Origin of the sequence: Sinorhizobium meliloti, assembly GCF_017876815.1 — a bacterium.
In the GTDB taxonomy this organism is placed as follows: Bacteria; Pseudomonadota; Alphaproteobacteria; order Rhizobiales; family Rhizobiaceae; genus Sinorhizobium; species Sinorhizobium meliloti.
In genome coordinates this window covers 446,885-464,319 of record NZ_JAGIOS010000003.1, presented here as the reverse complement: position 1 = coordinate 464,319, position 17,435 = coordinate 446,885, and the positions used below count along the sequence as shown (strand labels likewise).

The 17,435-nt window shown below is 60.6% G+C and carries 20 protein-coding genes; 3 read left to right on the top strand and 17 right to left on the bottom strand.

The features are described from left to right. Nucleotides 1-195: 195 nt before the first annotated feature. The 5 genes from JOH52_RS28695 to fixL all read right to left on the bottom strand — a co-directional run bounded on the left by JOH52_RS28695 (nucleotide 196) and on the right by fixL (nucleotide 4,016). A complete protein-coding gene (locus JOH52_RS28695) occupies nucleotides 196-651 on the bottom strand; it encodes a pyridoxamine 5'-phosphate oxidase family protein (RefSeq protein WP_014531558.1) in 456 nt (151 codons plus the stop codon). An 80-nt stretch (nucleotides 652-731) separates the two neighbouring features. Next, entirely contained in the window at nucleotides 732-1,367 is a 636-nt protein-coding gene (locus JOH52_RS28690) for a helix-turn-helix domain-containing protein (RefSeq protein WP_014531557.1), read from the bottom strand. 78 nt (nucleotides 1,368-1,445) lie between these two features. Next, nucleotides 1,446-1,793, bottom strand: a complete 348-nt coding sequence (fixT, locus tag JOH52_RS28685) for a transcriptional regulator FixT (protein WP_013845443.1) — start codon at nucleotides 1,791-1,793, stop codon at nucleotides 1,446-1,448. Nucleotides 1,794-1,891: 98 nt separating this feature from the next. Continuing rightward, nucleotides 1,892-2,506, bottom strand: coding sequence for a response regulator FixJ (fixJ, locus tag JOH52_RS28680; RefSeq protein ID WP_013845444.1), 615 nt, complete (start codon nucleotides 2,504-2,506; stop codon nucleotides 1,892-1,894). Then, nucleotides 2,499-4,016: an oxygen sensor histidine kinase FixL gene (fixL, locus tag JOH52_RS28675; RefSeq protein ID WP_014531554.1), complete on the bottom strand. Its 1,518-nt coding sequence runs from the start codon at nucleotides 4,014-4,016 to the stop codon at nucleotides 2,499-2,501. The genes fixJ and fixL overlap by 8 nt, the downstream gene beginning before the upstream one ends. A gap of 233 nt (nucleotides 4,017-4,249) precedes the next feature. Here fixL and JOH52_RS28670 point away from each other — a divergent pair, with 233 nt between their 5' ends. Next, a complete protein-coding gene (locus tag JOH52_RS28670) occupies nucleotides 4,250-5,074 on the top strand; it encodes a universal stress protein (protein WP_014531553.1) in 825 nt (274 codons plus the stop codon). A gap of 63 nt (nucleotides 5,075-5,137) precedes the next feature. On the opposite strand, the gene JOH52_RS28665 is transcribed toward JOH52_RS28670, so the two are convergent. Genes JOH52_RS28665 through napE form a run of 6 tightly spaced genes read right to left on the bottom strand, consistent with a single transcriptional unit; the run spans nucleotide 5,138 to nucleotide 9,760 of the window. Beyond that, nucleotides 5,138-5,839: a cytochrome c3 family protein gene (locus JOH52_RS28665; protein ID WP_013845446.1), complete on the bottom strand. Its 702-nt coding sequence runs from the start codon at nucleotides 5,837-5,839 to the stop codon at nucleotides 5,138-5,140. A gap of 3 nt (nucleotides 5,840-5,842) precedes the next feature. Next, complete coding sequence (locus JOH52_RS28660; RefSeq protein ID WP_020479568.1) at nucleotides 5,843-6,346, bottom strand: nitrate reductase cytochrome c-type subunit; 504 nt, start codon at nucleotides 6,344-6,346, stop codon at nucleotides 5,843-5,845. Continuing rightward, the gene (gene napA / locus JOH52_RS28655; RefSeq protein ID WP_013845448.1) at nucleotides 6,316-8,820 is read right to left on the bottom strand and encodes a periplasmic nitrate reductase subunit alpha; all 2,505 of its coding nucleotides are present in this window, start codon (nucleotides 8,818-8,820) and stop codon (nucleotides 6,316-6,318) included. The genes JOH52_RS28660 and napA overlap by 31 nt, the downstream gene beginning before the upstream one ends. After that, a complete protein-coding gene (locus tag JOH52_RS28650; protein WP_013845449.1) occupies nucleotides 8,795-9,082 on the bottom strand; it encodes a chaperone NapD in 288 nt (95 codons plus the stop codon). Before JOH52_RS28650 ends, napA begins: the two co-directional genes overlap by 26 nt. Beyond that, nucleotides 9,075-9,575 carry a ferredoxin-type protein NapF gene (locus JOH52_RS28645; RefSeq protein ID WP_013845450.1) on the bottom strand — a complete coding sequence of 167 codons (501 nt, stop codon included), beginning with the start codon at nucleotides 9,573-9,575 and terminating at the stop codon, nucleotides 9,075-9,077. The genes JOH52_RS28650 and JOH52_RS28645 overlap by 8 nt, the downstream gene beginning before the upstream one ends. Further along, nucleotides 9,575-9,760 (bottom strand): periplasmic nitrate reductase, NapE protein, encoded by a 186-nt coding sequence (gene napE, locus JOH52_RS28640; protein WP_013845451.1) that lies wholly within the window; start codon nucleotides 9,758-9,760, stop codon nucleotides 9,575-9,577. The genes JOH52_RS28645 and napE overlap by 1 nt, the downstream gene beginning before the upstream one ends. Before the next feature lie 526 nt (nucleotides 9,761-10,286). On the opposite strand from napE, the gene JOH52_RS28635 reads away from it, so the two are divergent. Next, nucleotides 10,287-10,898 (top strand): TetR/AcrR family transcriptional regulator, encoded by a 612-nt coding sequence (locus JOH52_RS28635; protein WP_014531550.1) that lies wholly within the window; start codon nucleotides 10,287-10,289, stop codon nucleotides 10,896-10,898. A 36-nt stretch (nucleotides 10,899-10,934) separates the two neighbouring features. Further along, entirely contained in the window at nucleotides 10,935-12,161 is a 1,227-nt protein-coding gene (locus JOH52_RS28630) for an MFS transporter (protein ID WP_013845453.1), read from the top strand. 310 nt (nucleotides 12,162-12,471) lie between these two features. On the opposite strand, the gene virB11 is transcribed toward JOH52_RS28630, so the two are convergent. From virB11 to JOH52_RS28600, 6 genes are read right to left on the bottom strand one after another with little or no spacing between them, the layout of a single operon-like run. Further along, nucleotides 12,472-13,461, bottom strand: coding sequence for a P-type DNA transfer ATPase VirB11 (virB11, locus tag JOH52_RS28625; RefSeq protein ID WP_013845454.1), 990 nt, complete (start codon nucleotides 13,459-13,461; stop codon nucleotides 12,472-12,474). Nucleotides 13,462-13,471: 10 nt separating this feature from the next. Further along, nucleotides 13,472-14,644 carry a type IV secretion system protein VirB10 gene (gene virB10 / locus JOH52_RS28620; RefSeq protein WP_014531549.1) on the bottom strand — a complete coding sequence of 391 codons (1,173 nt, stop codon included), beginning with the start codon at nucleotides 14,642-14,644 and terminating at the stop codon, nucleotides 13,472-13,474. A 9-nt stretch (nucleotides 14,645-14,653) separates the two neighbouring features. Beyond that, nucleotides 14,654-15,508, bottom strand: a complete 855-nt coding sequence (virB9, locus tag JOH52_RS28615; RefSeq protein ID WP_014531548.1) for a P-type conjugative transfer protein VirB9 — start codon at nucleotides 15,506-15,508, stop codon at nucleotides 14,654-14,656. Beyond that, nucleotides 15,508-16,179: a VirB8 family type IV secretion system protein gene (locus JOH52_RS28610; RefSeq protein ID WP_014531547.1), complete on the bottom strand. Its 672-nt coding sequence runs from the start codon at nucleotides 16,177-16,179 to the stop codon at nucleotides 15,508-15,510. The genes virB9 and JOH52_RS28610 overlap by 1 nt, the downstream gene beginning before the upstream one ends. Nucleotides 16,180-16,183: 4 nt before the next feature. Then, on the bottom strand, nucleotides 16,184-16,498 hold the full coding sequence (locus JOH52_RS28605) for a hypothetical protein (RefSeq protein ID WP_013845458.1): 315 nt from the start codon (nucleotides 16,496-16,498) through the stop codon (nucleotides 16,184-16,186). Beyond that, on the bottom strand, nucleotides 16,495-17,430 hold the full coding sequence (locus JOH52_RS28600) for a TrbL/VirB6 family protein (protein ID WP_014531546.1): 936 nt from the start codon (nucleotides 17,428-17,430) through the stop codon (nucleotides 16,495-16,497). The genes JOH52_RS28605 and JOH52_RS28600 overlap by 4 nt, the downstream gene beginning before the upstream one ends. Between the last annotated feature and the right edge of the window lie 5 nt (nucleotides 17,431-17,435).

Here is a 17,435-nt window from a genome sequence, read left to right as displayed (position 1 = left end):
TCGCGACACATGCTAGCAGGTTGGTCAAAAAGAGGCCGGACAGCGGTACGGACAAAGACGTCACGAAGGGCCCGGAAGGCTGCCGGCTTGGGCTCTGGGATCGGCCGAACCACCCGAGCTGCAGCAGGAAAATACAAGCAATGGAAGCTGAGGGCGGGAGAACCGTTGGAGGGGATCGCCTTCGCGTGGGGGAGACTATAACTCACCCGCGCAGGTTGCCCGGCCCGTCATCTCGTCCATCTCCACGCAGAAGAAGATGTGCGCAGACGCCCCTGAGATCTCTTGTGGCACAGGTTTGAGGCCGCCCGGTTCCCACCAGTTGGGTTTCTTTTCGAGCAGGGACCAGGCGTGAATACGCTCGTGGCGGCAGCCTTGCGTCGCCGGTAGTTCTTGGTACCTGCCCGTCACGACCACGCTCTTCCATTGGCGATTGCTGGCAAACTCGGCAATCTGCAGCGACACCTTTGGGTTGCTGCGCATCCAATCGATTTTCTGGCCGGGCATAGAGAAACAGTAGAGCCTGTTGCCCGAGTGCGCGTAGGTGATCGGCACGATGTAGGGCTGGTCGTCCCTACAGCATGCCAGCCGCGCAAGATCTCCAGCGGCGACGGCGCGTTGGCATTCCTCACGAGACATTACCCTCACGAACATGTCTCGCTCCGTTTCTGGAGTAACGGGCGCCCGCCAGGAAGCCGAAGAGAGGGCCCGCTTTCGCGGCCCCTCGGACAACCTCAATTGCAAAGCGAGCGCAGCGCGTCCGGCTTCATGATGTCGATCGTCCTTGCGTCCCTAAGCGCGATGAGGCTGCGCTCCTTCAGTTTCGTCACCACGCGCGACACGGTCTCGATGGTCAGGCCAAGATAGTCCGCGATATCCTGCCGCGACATGGGCAAGCGTAGCTGCCTGCCTCCTCCCTGACGTTCGCAAAGATCGACGAGAAATGCGGCAATCCGTTCCACGGCACATTGCCTGCCGATTACCAGAAGATGCTGCTGAGCCCGTGCCATGCCAGTCAAGGCGAGCGCGAGAAGCTCCCGCGAACGCTCCTGCATATTCCGGCGGCCAAAAATGGCCAGTGTTGTTTCAGTGATGGCTTCGGCAAAGAAAGAATGGTTGGATCCTGCTTCGAACCCGAACATTTCGCCTGGGAGATGAAAGGATACGACTTGTCGGCGTCCATCCGAAAGGAGGCGGTGGATACGCACTGCTCCGGTCGAAACCTGATAACACTTGTCGTTCAGATCCCCCTGCGCATAGATCTCGCGACCCGGCTTGTAGGTGGCGACAAGATGCGGCCCCGACATTGGTGCCGGTCCAAGGTGTTCGACCTCGATGGACTGTGGTTTGGCTTTTACAGCGGCGTACATGGATTATCCCCGTTCGATGTGGGGACAGATTGCCAACTCGCGTGATTTGGAGAAATTGGGTTAGATCACTAAGGGGAACTACTTAGCTGCCACGACCAGGCTGTTGATCACGCCGAGCAGGTCGGCACCGGTGAACGGCTTCGTCAATGTCGCGTAGTCCACACGTCGCTGAAGGGCCGACAGGCCATCAACCAGCAGTATGGCCCGGCCCCCCCGATTGCTAAGGAATTGCGCGGCGGCCTGAGGCTCGGATCTTAGTATGTCATCGTCAACAATCGCGCAGAGCGCTTCCCGGCAAGAGGCTTCAGCCTTTTGCACGGAGTCGTAGGATTCCGTGTAATATCCTTCGACTTCGAGGGCGAATGCCACGGACCGCCGGAGGCCCTGGTCCGCTGCAACGACGATAATGGTTTTCCCATCCAACAATTTCAGTCCCGCGCAATCCGGCGTGCATCTGCCCGCAACGAGCCGCCATTAAGCCGCTTGCGGCAACGCGCCGCATTGCGCGAGATCAACTCGGCAGATCAGGAAGGACCGAAACCACCGGCGAGAGCCATGCGAACGAGATGGGGGAGGCTCTTCGCCTTCATCTTGGCCATTACATTGGCGCGGTGCACCTCGACGGTACGCGGACTGATGTCCAGATCATAGGCGATCGACTTGTTGGGAAGGCCCGCGACGACTGCCGAGAGCACCTGGCGTTCTCTCTCGCTCAGCGTCTGGAGCCTGGCTCGGATATCGTTGGCATCGTCCACATCGGCTTCCGCAGCCACCAGATGTTCAGACGCCCTCTCGATTGCCTCGATGATCACGGTATCCTCGAAAGGCTTCTCTATGAAGTCCACCGCCCCCGCCTTCATCGCCTCCACCGCCATGGGCACGTCGCCGTGCCCGGTAATCACGATCGACGGTATATTGATCTTGCGATCGCCGAGATTGCGCAGAAGCTCTACGCCGGACATGTCCGGCATTCTCAGGTCCGTCACGAGAACCCCGTTTCTGACGTCCGGCGCGAAAGCCAGAAAGGCCTCGGCCGATTGATGCATTTTCACGGCGAAACCGTTCATTGTCAGCATGAATGCCAGCGACTTCCTGACCGGCTCTTCGTCATCAACAATGTGCACCGTATAATCAGTCATTTGCAACGATCCGTTCATCTAGATAGGCGGGAAGCGTGAACCGGAAAGTGGCTCCGCCGGCCTCATTTTTCGAAACAGTCATCTCACCGCCGTGCGCCTCGACGATCCGCTTAGAAATGGACAGCCCGATGCCCATTCCGCTTGCCTTGGTCGTGACGAACGGCTTGAAGAGCTGACCGGCGACTTCTTCCGGAATGCCTCCGCCGGTGTCTTCAACGACGACTGCTACCTCGCCCGGATCGGCCGGCATCGTGCGGATCGTCAGTTCCCGGCGGTCGACGTGGCGCATCGCCTCGATCGCGTTGCGCATCAGATTGATGAGGACCTGCTGCACCTGGATACGGTCGACCAATACCATTTCGGCACCGGGCAGATACTCGAATACGGTGCGGACGCCCTGCTCGCGCGAACCGACCAGAGCCAAGGCCGCAGACTCCTCGACCAGCTTGCGAATGTCTTCCGGAGCCTTCTCCGTCTCGCCCTTGGTGACGAATTCCCTCAGATGTTTGATGATCTGGCCGGCCCGCAGCGACTGGCTCGCCACCTCTTCGAGCGCCTCGCGTATTCGCGTAGCGACGGCGTCGTCCATGTCACGCAACAGCCTCGTACAGCCATGCGAATAGTTGGCGATCGCCGACAACGGCTGGTTCAGTTCGTGGGCAAGCGTCGAAGCCATTTCGCCCATCTCATTTAGGCGGGCAAGGCGCGCCAGTTCAGCCTGTATCTGCTCGAGCCTTGCGGCAGACTCCTCCCGCTCCGTCAGGTCTCTGATGAAGCCCGTGAAGAACCTCTCGCCGCCCGACCGCATCTCCCCCACGGCGAGCTTCATCGGAAACGTCGATCCATCCTTCCGCTGCCCCGAGACAACGCGATCGATACCGATGATGCGCTTTTCCCCGGTTGCCATGTAGCGCTGCAGATATCCGTCGTGTTCGTGGCGGTAGGGTTCCGGCATCAATATGCGCAGGTTCTGGCCGATGACCTCCTCCTCCGCGTATCCGAACTGCCGGACGGCCGCGGCGTTGAAGGACACGATTGTGCCGTCGGTAGCGCTGACCACTGTAGCGTCCGGAACAGTGTCCAGTATGGATCTCAGATGAGCGTCGCGGGCCCTTACGACGTCCTCGGTCCGGTCGATGGCGCGTCTTGCCGCCTCAAGCACTTCTCCCAGTGCCACGATCAGAAGCACTGCCGACCCGAAGACCAGCAGTTCCACGACACTCGGACCGTCGGCGCTCGTGATCTGCTGATGAGGCACCGCTACAACGAGCGACAGCCCGGCTGCAAAGAGGATCGGATTGCGGCCGCCGATCAGCGCCACAACGAGGATGGCCGGGATAAACGAGAAGAGAAGAAGGCCCTCGCCGATTGGTTCGGCCCGTATCATTCTGATCGCAAGAACGCTCGACGTGACGATCGCGGCGACAATATAGGCTGCGACGCCGTCGCCTCTCCACCTGACGACCCGTCGTCCCCACTGAGTCCGCTCAATACCGCTTTTTGAAAGCATCCAGTTATCCACCGAAGGACTGTTTACCGCTGCAATGCCCAGCGTCTTGGCTGTACTTGCACCATACGTACTCTTCCATAGCCCATGCTGGCGTAAACAGCCAACCCGCCGCTTGCTGCAAATCGCCCCACGACGAGAGCCCGTCGCGACAGTATTGACCGTGATCAATGTAGCCGCCGCGACGCAGAGTAAGATCGCTTCTGCATTCAAATCGCGTTCGGGAGATCAGGCCAATGACGTACAAGACGATCCTTCTGGTGGTTGGTATCAGCCAACTCGAAGATGACCTGAGGGCAGCGGCAGATCTTTGCGCGTCGGAGGGGGCGCACCTCTCGGTTCTAGTCAGCAAGATAGCCACTCTCCCTCCGATGGGAGACCTCGCAGCCATCTCCGCCGCGTGGATTGACAGCCGCGACGGTGATATGGAGCAACTGCGTCAATCGGTCAGAGAGGCCAGGGAGATCCTCGGAAGTGCCGGGATTTCATACGACGTGGTCGGGCGATACTCAGAGACGATGCGGCTCGGGCAAGACGTCGGAGAGCGTGCGCGGTACGCTGATGTCACCTTGGTCGGCACAAGTCTAAGGGTAGATGACCTCCTCCGGCGGGGAGTCATAGAGGGTGCTCTCTTCTATTCGGCACGGCCGGTCCTGCTCGCTGCGAATCTCCGATCAGTTACCTTGGAGCCGAAGAACGTCCTCCTTGCGTGGAACTCGACCATCGAGTCCGCAAGGGCCGCCCGCGAATCGCTGGACATGATGCAAAACGCCGAGGGGGTACACCTGGTGCTCGTCGATCCAAAGACCAAGAACGGCGGAGGACCCGGCGCTGATGTCGCCACTTATCTCGCACGACACGGCGTCAAAGTTGCAGTCGACCAGCTTGCGAGTGCCGGCCGCCCGGTCGAAGAGGTACTCGCCCAGCACGCACGCGACACTTCGGCCGACCTGATCGTGATCGGCGCCTATGGGCACTCGCGCATCCGCGAGAGGGTATTCGGCGGCGTAACCAAGTCGATGATCGATGCACCGATGCTGCCCGTCTTGATGGTTAGATAGCCTTTCTTCTCCCCGTGCTGGGAGGCTTCAGAAGCGCCGCTAAATGCCTCGGGGCAAGCGGTCCTAATTCGCGAGCGCGGCGCTGTGAGCCTCGTCCATGACCCGCTTCAGCTCGTCAATCGCGGAAGCAGAAGGCAGCGTCTCTCCTTCGAGTTCGGGCGGCAGCTTCCAGCCGGGCTCAACCCCCTGCATGTTCGGCAGTTCGTGGGCAATGCCCTTATGGCAATCGATGCAGGTCGCCCTGCCCGGCAGCAGGTAGCGCGTATGGATTTCTGCTGCACGCTGCGTCTGCTTGGAAAGGTCCATCGCCGCTGAGGAGTGACAGTTGCGGCACTCGAGGCTGTCGTTGGCCTTGAGCCGCGCCCATTCGTGCTTGGCGAGTTCCAGGCGGTGGTCGAGGAACTTCTCGCGCGTGTTGATGGTCCCGAAGATCTTTCCCCACACTTCCTTTGAGGCCTGCATCTTGCGGGCGATCTTGTCCGTCCACTCATGCGGCACGTGGCAGTCGGGACAGGACGCCCGGACGCCCGAGCGGTTGGAGAAATGAACCGTGCGCGTAAGCTCCTCATATACGTTGGCCCGCATCTCATGACAGGAGACGCAAAACTCCTCGGTGTTGGTGAGCTCCAAGGCGGTGTTGAAAGCGCCCCAGAAGATCACGCCCCCGACGAAGCCGCCGAGTGTCAAAAAGGCGAGGCTGAGCGTTGCGGCCGGCGTAGTCAGGATCTTCCACACCCAGAGTAGGAGGCGCTTTATCCGAGCCATGGCCTACTCGCTCCCCGCCTGGCTGACGCCCATCTCGCTCATGTCCCGGAAGGTGTTGCCGACGAGCGGTCGCACGTCCGCCTGCGGCACGTGGCAGGCTGTGCAGAAATAGCGCCGCGGCGAAACGTCGGCGAGCATCTGCCCCTCCCGCGTCATGTAATGGGTGACGCTGATCATCGGCGCGCCGGACTCCTGTGTGAGTTCGCGCTTGTGGCAGGAAAGGCATCGGTTGGTGTTGACCGAAAGTTGGTAGCCCTCGATCGAATGCGGGATGACTGGGGGCTGGTCGGGATAGGCGCGCTCCTTGCGGACGTCGTCAACAACCCACTTCGGGATCGGGTGCGCCTCTACTTCGCCCATTTCCTGCGGCGGGCCGGAAAGCTCCGGCACCCGTTTGTCAGCCATTTGCGCGATTGCTCCCGTTGCGACGACCAGGATGGCCAACGGCGCCCCCAGTATCGATCCAGGGCTTCTCATCATGCGACAGAGACGATTTTGACCGCGCATTTTTTGAAATCCGTCTGTTTGGAGATGGGATCGGTTGCGTCGAGTGTCACCTTGTTGATCAGCCTGCTGGCGTCGAACCAGGGTACGAAGATGACGCCCGGCGGCATGCGGTTGCGGCCGCGCGTCTCGACGCGCGCGCGAATCTCGCCGCGGCGGGAAACGATCCTGACCTCGGCCCCCTGGTTGATACCGCGATCGCGTGCGTCGCCCGCATTCATGAAGCAGACTGCACCGGGGAACGCCTTGTAGAGTTCCGGCACCCGCATCGTCATCGAGCCGGAATGCCAGTGCTCGAGGACGCGGCCCGTCACCAGCCAAACGTTGTATTCGTCGTCGGGAGATTCCGCCGGCGGCTCGTAGGGAACGGCGAGGATCACCGCCTTGCCGTCCGGACGACCATAGAACTTCACGCCCTCCCCCGGCTTCACGTAGGGATCGTAGCCTTCCCGGTAGCGCCAGAGCGTCTCCTTGCCGTCGACGACAGGCCAGCGGAGCCCCCGCTCCTCGTGGTAGCGGTCATAGGGGGCGAGGTCATGCCCGTGACCGCGCCCGAAGGAGGCATATTCCTCGAACAGGCCCTTCTGGATGTAGAAGCCGAAAGCCTCGGCCTCGCGGTTGGCGTATTCCCTGCTGATCTCGCTTGCCGGGAAGCGGTCGACGTTGCCGTTCTTGAAGAGCACGTCGTAGAGGGTCTTGCCCCGATAGCCGGGACTGGCGTCGAGGATGTCGGTCGGCCACACCTCGTCGGTGGTGAAGCGCTTGGAAAACTCCACCATCTGCCAGAGATCGGAACGGGCCTCGCCGGGCGCATCGACGAGCTGGTGCCAGACATGGGTGCGCCGCTCCGCATTGCCATAGGCGCCTTCCTTCTCCACCCACATGGCGGCCGGAAGGATCAGGTCCGCGCTCATAGCGGTGATCGTCGGATAGACGTCGGACACGACGATAAAATTGTCCGGATTACGATAGCCCTGATAGGTCTCGTTCTGCGTATTGGGAGCCGCCTGGACGTTGTTGTTGACCTGCACCCAATAGAAATTGAGCTTGCCGTCTTTCAGCATCCGGTCCTGCTCAACCGCATGGTATCCGGGTTTCTCCGGAATGATGCCGTGGGGAATGCGCCAGATCTCCTCGGCATGCTTGCGGTGCTCCGGATTGGTCACGGTCATGTCGGCTGGCAGCCGGTGGGCGAAGGTGCCGACCTCGCGCGCCGTCCCGCAGGCCGAGGGTTGACCGGTCAGCGAGAACGGGCTGTTGCCCGGCTCGGAGATCTTCCCGGTCAGGAGATGCAGGTTGTACACCATCTGGTTGACCCAGACGCCGCGCACATGCTGGTTGAACCCCATGGTCCAGAGCGACATGACCTTGCGCTTGGGATCGGCATAAAGGTCGGCCAGTTGTTCGAGGAATCCGGCCTCGACCCCGGTGAGTTCGACCACCTTGTCGAGCGTGTATTCCGACACGAAAGTCTTGAAGCTCTCGAAGTCGCTCGGCGTCATTTTAGCCGCATCCTTGGCGTTCACGGCCTTGACCTCGAGCGGATTGTCGGGCCTCAGGCCATAGCCAATGTCGGTCGCGCCGAGCATGAACGTCGTATGCTTCCTGACGAAATCCTCATTCACTCTGCCGGTCTGGATGATGTGGTTGGCGATGTAGTTCAGGATCGCCAGATCGGTGCCCGGTTTGAAGACGATCGGGATGTCGGCCAGATCCATGCTGCGGTGGGTGAAGGTCGAGAGCACCGCCACCTTCACATGCTCGTGGCCGAGCCGACGGTCGGCGAGACGCGTCCACAGGATCGGGTGCATTTCCGCCATGTTCGAGCCCCAGAGCACGAAGGCGTCCGCGTGTTCGAAGTCGTCGTAACATCCCATCGGCTCGTCCATGCCAAACGTGCGCATGAAGGCGTAGGCGGCCGAGGCCATGCAGTGGCGGGCATTGGGATCGAGATTATTGGAGCGGAACCCGGCGCGCATCAGCTTCGTGGCCGCGTAGCCCTCGAAAATGGTCCACTGTCCCGAGCCAAACATGCCGACGGCTGCCGGCCCCTTCTCCTTCAGCACCCGCTTCGCCTGCTCGGCCATGACGCCGAAAGCCTCGTCCCAGCTCACCGGCTCGAACTCGCCGTCCTTGGCAAAGGCGCCGTTGCGCTTGCGCAGAAGCGGCGTCTTTAGCCGGTCGGCGCCGTACATGATCTTCGACAGGAAGTAGCCCTTGATGCAGTTGAGGCCGCGGTTGACCTCGGCCTGCATGTCGCCATGGGTGGCGACGACCTGTCCCTCCTTTACGCCGACCATGACGCCGCAGCCGGTACCGCAGAACCGGCAGGGCGCCTTGGACCACTTTATCTGAAGCGCTTCGACGCCGCCCGGCACGGGCTGGGCCGCCGCCGGAAGCGCGATCCCCGCCGTCGCAGCGGCGATGCCGGCCGCATGCGCCTTCAACATTTCACGCCGCGTCAGTTCGCCGGTCATGGCCGATCTCTCCTTGAGTTTCGACATGCTCAAACACCATGTTGGCTGCCACCACGCCCTCGAGCACCGCGATACGCGAAAGACTTTCACCGAGCATCCCGGTGCTCGTGCCCTCGATCACGACGACGATCTTTCCCGCCTCATGGGCGTAGATCTCGACGTTCGGCATCTCGGCAAGTTCAGCGACGACACGCTCCCGCATATGCGGCATCGTCACGATGACGGCGCTGGAGATATGATAGGACGCGCTCCGATCAGACATGGGCGCGCTCCCACTCGACCTCGCGAATGCCTATCGCTGCCACTGGACAGACGGAAAGGCAGGCGCCGCAGCCGGTGCAGGCCTCTTCGTCAAGCTCGGGCAAGAAGGGCCCGCCGGCACGCGGACGGAAGCGGATCGCCTCCGTCGGACAGGCGTCGCGACAGGCCTGGCAATCGGTGCGATTCCTGGCAAGACAGCTCTCGCCGATCATCGCGATGTGTGGAAATTGTTGTGGCCGGCCGGCGAAGACCGGCTCGGGACAGAGTTCCGCGCATTGGCCGCAGAAGGTGCACTCGGCGACGGAGAAATCGAGCGCCGGGCGATCCTTGATCAGCCGGATAATTTGCGTCGGACAGGCGTCGACGCACCGTCCGCAGCCGGTGCAGGCCTCGAGGCCTTCCGGGGTTGCTCCCGGCGGAGAGACACGCCCACTCCCCCGCTTATAACAACCGCGGAGAAAATTTCGCCTCGATAGGTGGACCGGCTTGCTCATTAGTGCGCCGGAGGGCCGGGTGGGCCGAAGATGATCTGGAACATCCAGACAAGAAAGCCGTAAGCACCCACGACGCCCACGGCGACGATTGGCCAGATGCCGAAGGCCAGGACGAGGAAGGTGGTGAATTCGTTTCGCCGCTGCGATCGTGGTAGGCTCGCGGTTCGCTGATCAGCATCGGGCATTTAGCGTCTCCTCTCCGCATACGCCTGAGAGAAGTTTAGTACCTAGCAGATAAAAATAAAGGGAGATCCCAGATAATTCGTGTATCGCAGTTTACAATGCTCCAAGGGAAATTGTTGTTTGTCAATTACTTGGGAACGGGGCGATAACCATTATCTAATTCTAATACAAGCGCGTAGGTAGGCATTGAGGCCCGGTGTATGGATTGGCCTACTGTTTACCTGGCCTCGTTTACTGTTGGCCGCGGCGAGAGCTGCGTCGAGATAGCCGTTGTTGGTCGGTACAAAGGTGACTCTTTAGGCGATGTCTTGGGCTACACAGCGGGGCACAAATCCATTTGATCAAGGTCAACAACGCAACGATGGGCCAGCCTTAAGATACCTGCAGAGGCAATGAGGAATATTTCCGCAGGTCGAGCGCTTGGTGCTGCAACTTGGTGCCATCAGCTGCGATGCCGATGAGCGAATGGCTTGACGAAATCAATTCCGCAACCTAATAGGAAATGATCATTTCCTATTAGGTTGTCAGATGAACTTCGGAAGCACCTCTAATCGCCGCGTCGGGCGGCCGCGCGAATTCGACATGAACCAGGCTCTGGATGCGGCGATCCGCATATTCTCGGAGAAGGGCTATCACGGGACCTCCATCGCCGAACTGAAAACGGAAATGGGACTGACCGCCGGCAGCATATACAAGGCGTTTCGTGACAAGCGTGACGTCTTCGTCGCGGCCTACGACCGCTATAAACAGATCCGGGCCGATCTTCTGGATCAGGCGCTGTTTTCAGCCTCCACCGGTCGCGAAAAGATTGCCCGCGTCGTAGGTTTCTATGCCATGTCCGCCTGTGGCGAGACCGGTAGGCGCGGATGCCTGGCCATTGGCGCCGCCGTGGAACTGGTTCTGTCCGACGCGGAGATCGCCGACATGGTCGGCAGACACAATCGCAAACTCGTCGCCCGGCTCGAGGGTTTCATCCGGGATGGCCAGTTGGACGGCTCAATCCGCCAGGACGTCGATCCTGCGGCGACCGCGCTTGCGCTGTTTTCCTATCTTCAGGGAGTCCGCATCGCCGGCAAAACCGGAGAGCTGGAGAACCAGATGCTCCCTTCCGCCGAAGCCGTGTTGCGCATTCTCGACTGAATAAACCGCCCGCCTTCTTTCTCCCAAGGAATTTTAATGACAACTCCCGCTTCCACCGCCCAGACTCAGCACCCGCCCGGACTCTCTGCCGGCATGACATTTCTGATGGCCGCCGCCTGCGGCCTGATTGCCGCCAACCTCTACTATACCCAGCCACTCGCCGGGCCGATTGCAGTCGACATCGGCCTGCCGGCAGAGGCAACCGGCCTGATCGTTACCCTGACGCAGATCGGCTATGGCCTTGGGCTGCTGCTGCTCGTGCCGCTAGGTGACCTCGTGGAAAATCGTCGGCTGATCGTGACCATGATCGGCCTGGTTACTCTCGCCCTGATCGCGGCCGGCCTCTCAACCACGCCCGGGCCCTTCCTCACCGCTTCGCTTGCCATCGGGGTAGGCTCGGTTGCAGTCCAGATGATCGTTCCCTTCGCTGCCAACCTTGCTCCGGATGCGGCTCGGGGCCGCGTCGTCGGCAATATCATGAGCGGGTTGATGGTCGGCATCATGATGGCGCGGCCGATTTCCGGACTGATCGCCGGCCTCAGCTCCTGGCATGCCGTCTTTTATATTTCCGCTATCGTCATGGTCGGGCTTGGAACCCTGCTATGGGTCCAACTGCCGACGCGCATGCCGACGGCCCGGCTGAGTTACGGCCAGCTGCTCAAGTCGATGGCCCAGCTTCTCGCGACGCAGCCGGTCCTGCAGCGCCGCGCCGCATATCAGGCCTGTCAGTTCGCCGCATTCAGCCTCTTCTGGACCGTCACGCCGCTCTATCTTGCAGGCCCTCGCTTTGGGCTGGGTCACAACGGCATTGCGCTTTTCGCCCTCGCCGGTGTTGCGGGCGCCATTGCTTCCCCCATCGCGGGACGCCTCGCGGACAAGGGGTTGGTTCGGCCGGCGACGGCATTCGGCCTTCTCAGTGTCGGTGTCGCTTTTCTGATGACACAAATCGCTTCTGAAGGTTCAACCATTGCGCTCACGCTTCTGACGCTTGCTGCCATCCTGCTCGACTTCGGCGTAACCATGACGTTGGTGACCGGGCAGCGCTCGATTTACGAACTCGGCCCCGATTTGCGCAGCCGGCTCAACGGCCTGTTCATGGCTATCTTCTTCACTGGCGGCGCCATTGGCTCTGCCTTGGGTGCCTGGGCTTTTGCCTCTGGTGGATGGTGGTTCGCGTCCATGATCGGCTTCGCGCTGCCCGCCACAGCGGTCGCCATCTTCCTGACCGAGAAACACGGTCAGGAAAGAAGCTTGCAGCATTGAACGAATTTAGGGTCGCCTCCAATCGCCGATCTGCGGCTGTTGATGCCGTTGGGGAGCGATTTCTCAAGGCTGCGTTGATGATCATGCGCGCAGCCTTGAGTCTGCGATCGTTATGCGTCAACACGCCTGAGTTCGCCTGATACGGCGCTGCCCCGAAAATCCTCGCACTGGCTCCCGATGCAGAGAAAGTAAGAACATCCATAGGCGGTGAGCGCCCTCCATCGGTTGCCGAAAGAACATTGAGAATCTGCGCCGTGCGTAGCGCATGAAGAAACGCATCAGACTCAATTCGAACCGCGGGCCTACAAGTTTAGGCTCGAACGTAGATTTCTGTTGCACGAAATCGCCCATCTATTCGCTTGCATTGAACAATTACGTCGATCGATACCTTCAATAATTTATCGATGTCATCACGGTCCAGATTCCGTCCCCCTGCCGATTCCTTCACGAGAAGCGTTAACTGTTGGAAGGCGAGTTTGGCAGAATCGGCATGCACGGTAGTTATCGATCCGGGGTGACCGGAGTTGACGTTGCGAACGTAGTAGAATGCCGTGCCATCGCGCAGTTCCTGCAGCAAAATTCGGTCCGGCCGCATCCGGAGACAGGATTCGAGCAGCTCTTTGGGGCCAGCCCCCGAGAGTCCCTGGGCACCGTTCGAATAGAATAGGCGCACGTGGTTGGGCTGCGGAATAATGAGTTCGGGTGTGTCCTCGATCGAAATGATCCGCTCATGCTCGGGAATGTGTTTAATCAGCGCTTTCGAGAGAGTCGTCTTGCCCGAACCGGTTGCGCCTGAGATGATGATGTTCTTCCGTGAAATGACGGCTTGTCGCAAAAATTCCTTGAAGCGGCCGGCACGGTAAAGCGCCAGCAAGCCCTCGTCCCGCGTCGAGGCGCCGTCGTTGGCCGATCGCGTCTCTGAGAAAAACTCTCTCTCTTTCAGATCATTGAGGGTGAATGTGACCGACGATGGCTTGCGGATGGTGATGCTGACCGTGTTCCTGGTGGTGGCTGGCGGGATGACGATCTGGATGCGTTCGTCCCCGGGCAGGGTTGCCGATAGGATCGGTCGCGTTTCATCAATTGATTGGTGGGAAAAACTGGCAACTGCCCGGGCAAGGCGCATCAGCTTCTCGAAGGAAAGCTCCGGCAGGTCATAGGTCCGCCAACCACCAGCGCCTTCCGTCAGCACTTGCCCGGGCCGGTTTACGATCACTTCGTAGAGCGACCTGTCACCGAGGAACGGCGCGAACGGAGAGAGCAGTTCACGAACGACCGTTGCGTCGGCACCTTCGGTCATCGGCCTTGCTCTACTTCGTCACGAGCGTTGACTGCGGCCTGAAGTCCCCCGGCACCGCCCGGTCGAGGACCTTGTTTTTCGACCCGGTCACCCGCAATCCGTAGACACCAGAAAAGTCGAGATCGCGCGCCACGAAGATCGAGACCAGTTCACCCTGATGTTTGTTGAGCGTCGGCGGAATGTTGATCGATTGCTCGACAGCGACCGCCGCCGCCTGCTGGCCTGCGCTCGTCGTTTTCTGCGCGTCGACGTCGCTGTCCTGCAGGCGGCTGCTGGCATAGCTCGTGGCGTCGCCTACGATGGAAAGGAGAAGCGCACTTCCAAACCGCTCCCACCAGTGAGTGTCGACGTAGCCATCCACGCCGGCTCGGCCGAGGGCATCCGTTGCCGGCGAGGCCAATGTGACGATGACGCCATTCGGGGTTTTCGCACGGTTCCAGAGCACGAAGAGGCGCTTCTGTCCTCGCTGAAGGCCGCCGCGGTACTCGCCGAGAACTTGAGTGCCTTTCTCCATCAGCACGACTCGGCCATTGTCCGAGAGGACGTCACGGTTGATCACGCAGCTTGTAAAGCCAGGTTGATCAGATGCCATGGCAGTTTCCAGGACACAGGGTATCGAGGTTCCCATCGCAACGATGAAGTTCCGGTTGCCGAGCGTGCCGGCGCGTGAGCCCTCAAGCCTGGTCGGCCGCAGCAACCCCTCGAACCGCTGTTCATCGGCATTGGCCGTATTCCGGCCCATCGTGTCTCCATCGAGCGGTATGAAATTGCTGTCCGCCGAAATGGGAGGATTTTCGGTGTCACGGTGCGATGTCGCGTTTTTCTGTCCGCTGCTATAGGCGATGACGGGCGCCCGCCGCGCCGAGTCGAGCAGTGGGTCTTCCTCCTTGACCTCCTCGGTCACGACGGGAGTTGGCAGCTTCACTTCCGGCACTGGCTGAACGGGTTCCAATTTCTCCTTGGCCGGTTCGAAGTTCGTCGTTTGTCGGATGACCACGCGCTCCGGCTGGGCATTGTCCTGCCGTTTCCCTTCCCCGCCCATCGCCAACAAGGCGAAGCCGACAAAGGCAACGACCGCCAGCGCCACGGCGCCGCGCTTCAGCATGGGATTGTTATCGATCTTCCTGCCGGAAACCGTCTCGGCCCGCTCGCCCGGTATCCGGTTTTCATCTTCTTGAGCCATGGCAGCCTCCTATTGCACCGCTCCTGCGTCGATCCGCACGATCCGCTCGACGGAGGGCGAGGTCGTGTTAGTATCCGGATTGATGCCGACGTGGTCGTAGGCTTCGTTAAAGACGCAAAGAACGTCCCCTCCCCTCCGAAGGATGAACTTGCGGCTGATCGCGTGTACCAGCACCAGGTTGCCGTCGACAGACTTGGGAACCAGGCTCTCACTGCCGTCCGAGTTCTCGATGTAGATGGCCGGCATTTCCTGATTGCCAACGAAGGCAAAGGTCGTGACCTTGCCATTGTCGTAGACCGATTGCGGTTCCAGCGCCTGTGCGCCTTGCGCCGAATAGCGCCAGTTCCTTGGCCCATAGGCTTCATGAATGGCCAGCACGTTGTCGGCTTCCTTCGCCTGGGCGGCGATCGCACGCGCGGCCGCGGCCTGTCGCCTGCGTTCGGCTTCGTCGGCGGGATATCGGTACTTGACGTAAAAGTAGGTGTTCTGGCCGACCTCCACCTTTCCATCCCGTACCGTCAGCTCCATCTGGTAGCTTCGGGTCGATCCGTCGCGCCGGGTGGTCACGACGGAGATATTGGTGACCGGCTGATTTTCCCGCGGTTTGAGAAACAGGATGTTGCCCGCTGGGGCGACCTCCCAGGCCACACTGTTGCCGAGCGCGACATGGGCGATCTCCTCGTCGGGCGCGAACTCCACCTGCACCGAGGAGCGCAGCGAGCCGATGATGCGGGTGATGTTGTAGGGCTGGTAGTCGACGAAACGGACGCGGCTGTCCTGCGCCGCGCCGCGCGGGATTTCGAGGGCAAGCGCCGTGGAGGCGGCGGCCGTAAGAAGGAGGGTGGCGATGAAAGTAGTCCGCATCAGTTGATGGCCTCCGGATCGGCCCGGTATTCGCTAACCGCAAAACCAAGAGGATTCACCAGCCGATCCGTCGATGACATCGGCGAGTTCACATAAGAGAAGGTGAGCGTCGCAACCCAATGGGTGGGTTGAACCTCCTCGCCGCGGGTAATCGTGCGCATGTAACGGACGGACACGACATTCGGATTGATTAGCGAGATCGACGCGATGCTGATGCGCGCTGTGGCGCTGCGCCCGTACGTGTTCTGCGGCGAGTCTGGATTGCTGCCGCGATAGATGGCCGAAAAACGAGCTTGCTCCGGCTGCGTCGACAGCAAGGCGACGGTGCGGAAGTTCTCCTCCGCCTCACTCCAGACATAGCCTTCCCGCGCACGCACGTATTTCGCGGCGAAGTATTTGGTCACGGCCTCGTCGTAAGTGCCGGCCGTCGACGTCAGCGCCGAGACGACATCGACAATGCCCGTCGAATTGTCGACGCGCACGACAAATGGCTCGATCGTTTTCAGCGGCGTGAGGGCGGCGACGGTGAAGATCGAAGCGCCCGCAAGAATGCCGGCTACGATCGCAACAGACCAGGCGATGCGTGCCGAGCGCTCGACCTGGATCACGCGGTCCTGATCGAAGCGTCGCGCTTTTTCGAAGTATGTCTTGAGTTCGTCCGCCGAGACCATCGAGTCAACCCTCGCAAGGACGATAGGATGCGTCGATGTCGAGATGTGCGAAGGTGGGAAATTCCCTGCCCTCGTCGACATCAGCGGTGGCGACGGACTGAGAAGCCGCCGGTCGCGCACCGGACTGTTTCAGCTTGAAGTTGCTATTGTCTTCCCACTGCCACATCGATCGATTGAGAGGCCGGCGCGAATAGCCGTCACATTTCGGGGGCGGATAGGTCATCGATGCGCAACCGCTTAAGATCGCCGCAATGCAAAGCAGCGGAATGTTCTGATTATTCCTGGAGAGCCTTTCTCTTGTTCCAGCGAAAAGCGTCATGATCCGGAGCCTTTTGAGGTGAAGGTTCGGCCAACGGCACGGACACCACGTCCGGCCGCACGGACGGTATGGGAAGCCGCCCAGGCGAGCGTGCTTTCGTGGGCGTCGCGTGCGGCGCCGTAGCCGTAGGTCAACGACGCGCCGCCGGCGGCAAGCGCCGAGGCGATGTTCGGGAGTTGATAGAAGACATAGAGAGCCGCGAGGCAGATGGCGCAGAGTGCGATCGGCCGCATCAGCACATCGCTATAGGCATCGATCGCTGAAAAGGTCGTATCGACTGAGGTGATCAGCAGCGAGCCGACGGCGACGACGAGGACCTGCAGGATCACGAAGTTCGCAAGCTGCCCAATCCAGGCCTCGGTGAACCGACGCGTCGACTGGAACATGGCCAATGCCACGAAGATCGGCCCGATCGCCAGCACGATGGCAAGCGCAAGCCTGGCATAGAGCGAGACGATGTAGCCGATAGCGGCGACAATGAAGCTTGCGCCGATCACGAGCATGCCGCTCGTGCCACTGACGATGTCGATAGGCCAGGAGGCACGCGCCCAGATCTCTTTGGCGCACTGTTGTCCCTTGTCGAGCAGCCCGTCGAAGGTCGAAGCGTTCGGCTCCGTCCCGGTATTCAGCGCCTGGGAGATTTCGCGCGGAAGGACGTCAAAGAAGATGTTCGTTACGTAGGTCTGGTATTCGCTAGCGTTCTTCACCAGCATGACGATGATGGCGAGCTTGATTGCACGGAAGGCGAAATCGAGGATCGGTTCCTGGACCGAGCCGCGCAGCACGAGATAGCCATAGAGGACCACGTAAAGGGTGACCGCCGTCGTCAGGGGACCAGTGACCCACTCGGCAATGTTCGACGTTCCCGAGGCAATGAAGGTCTCGAGCGGTGCCTTGAACTGCCCGTCGACAAAGGCGAAGACTTGATACACGGTTT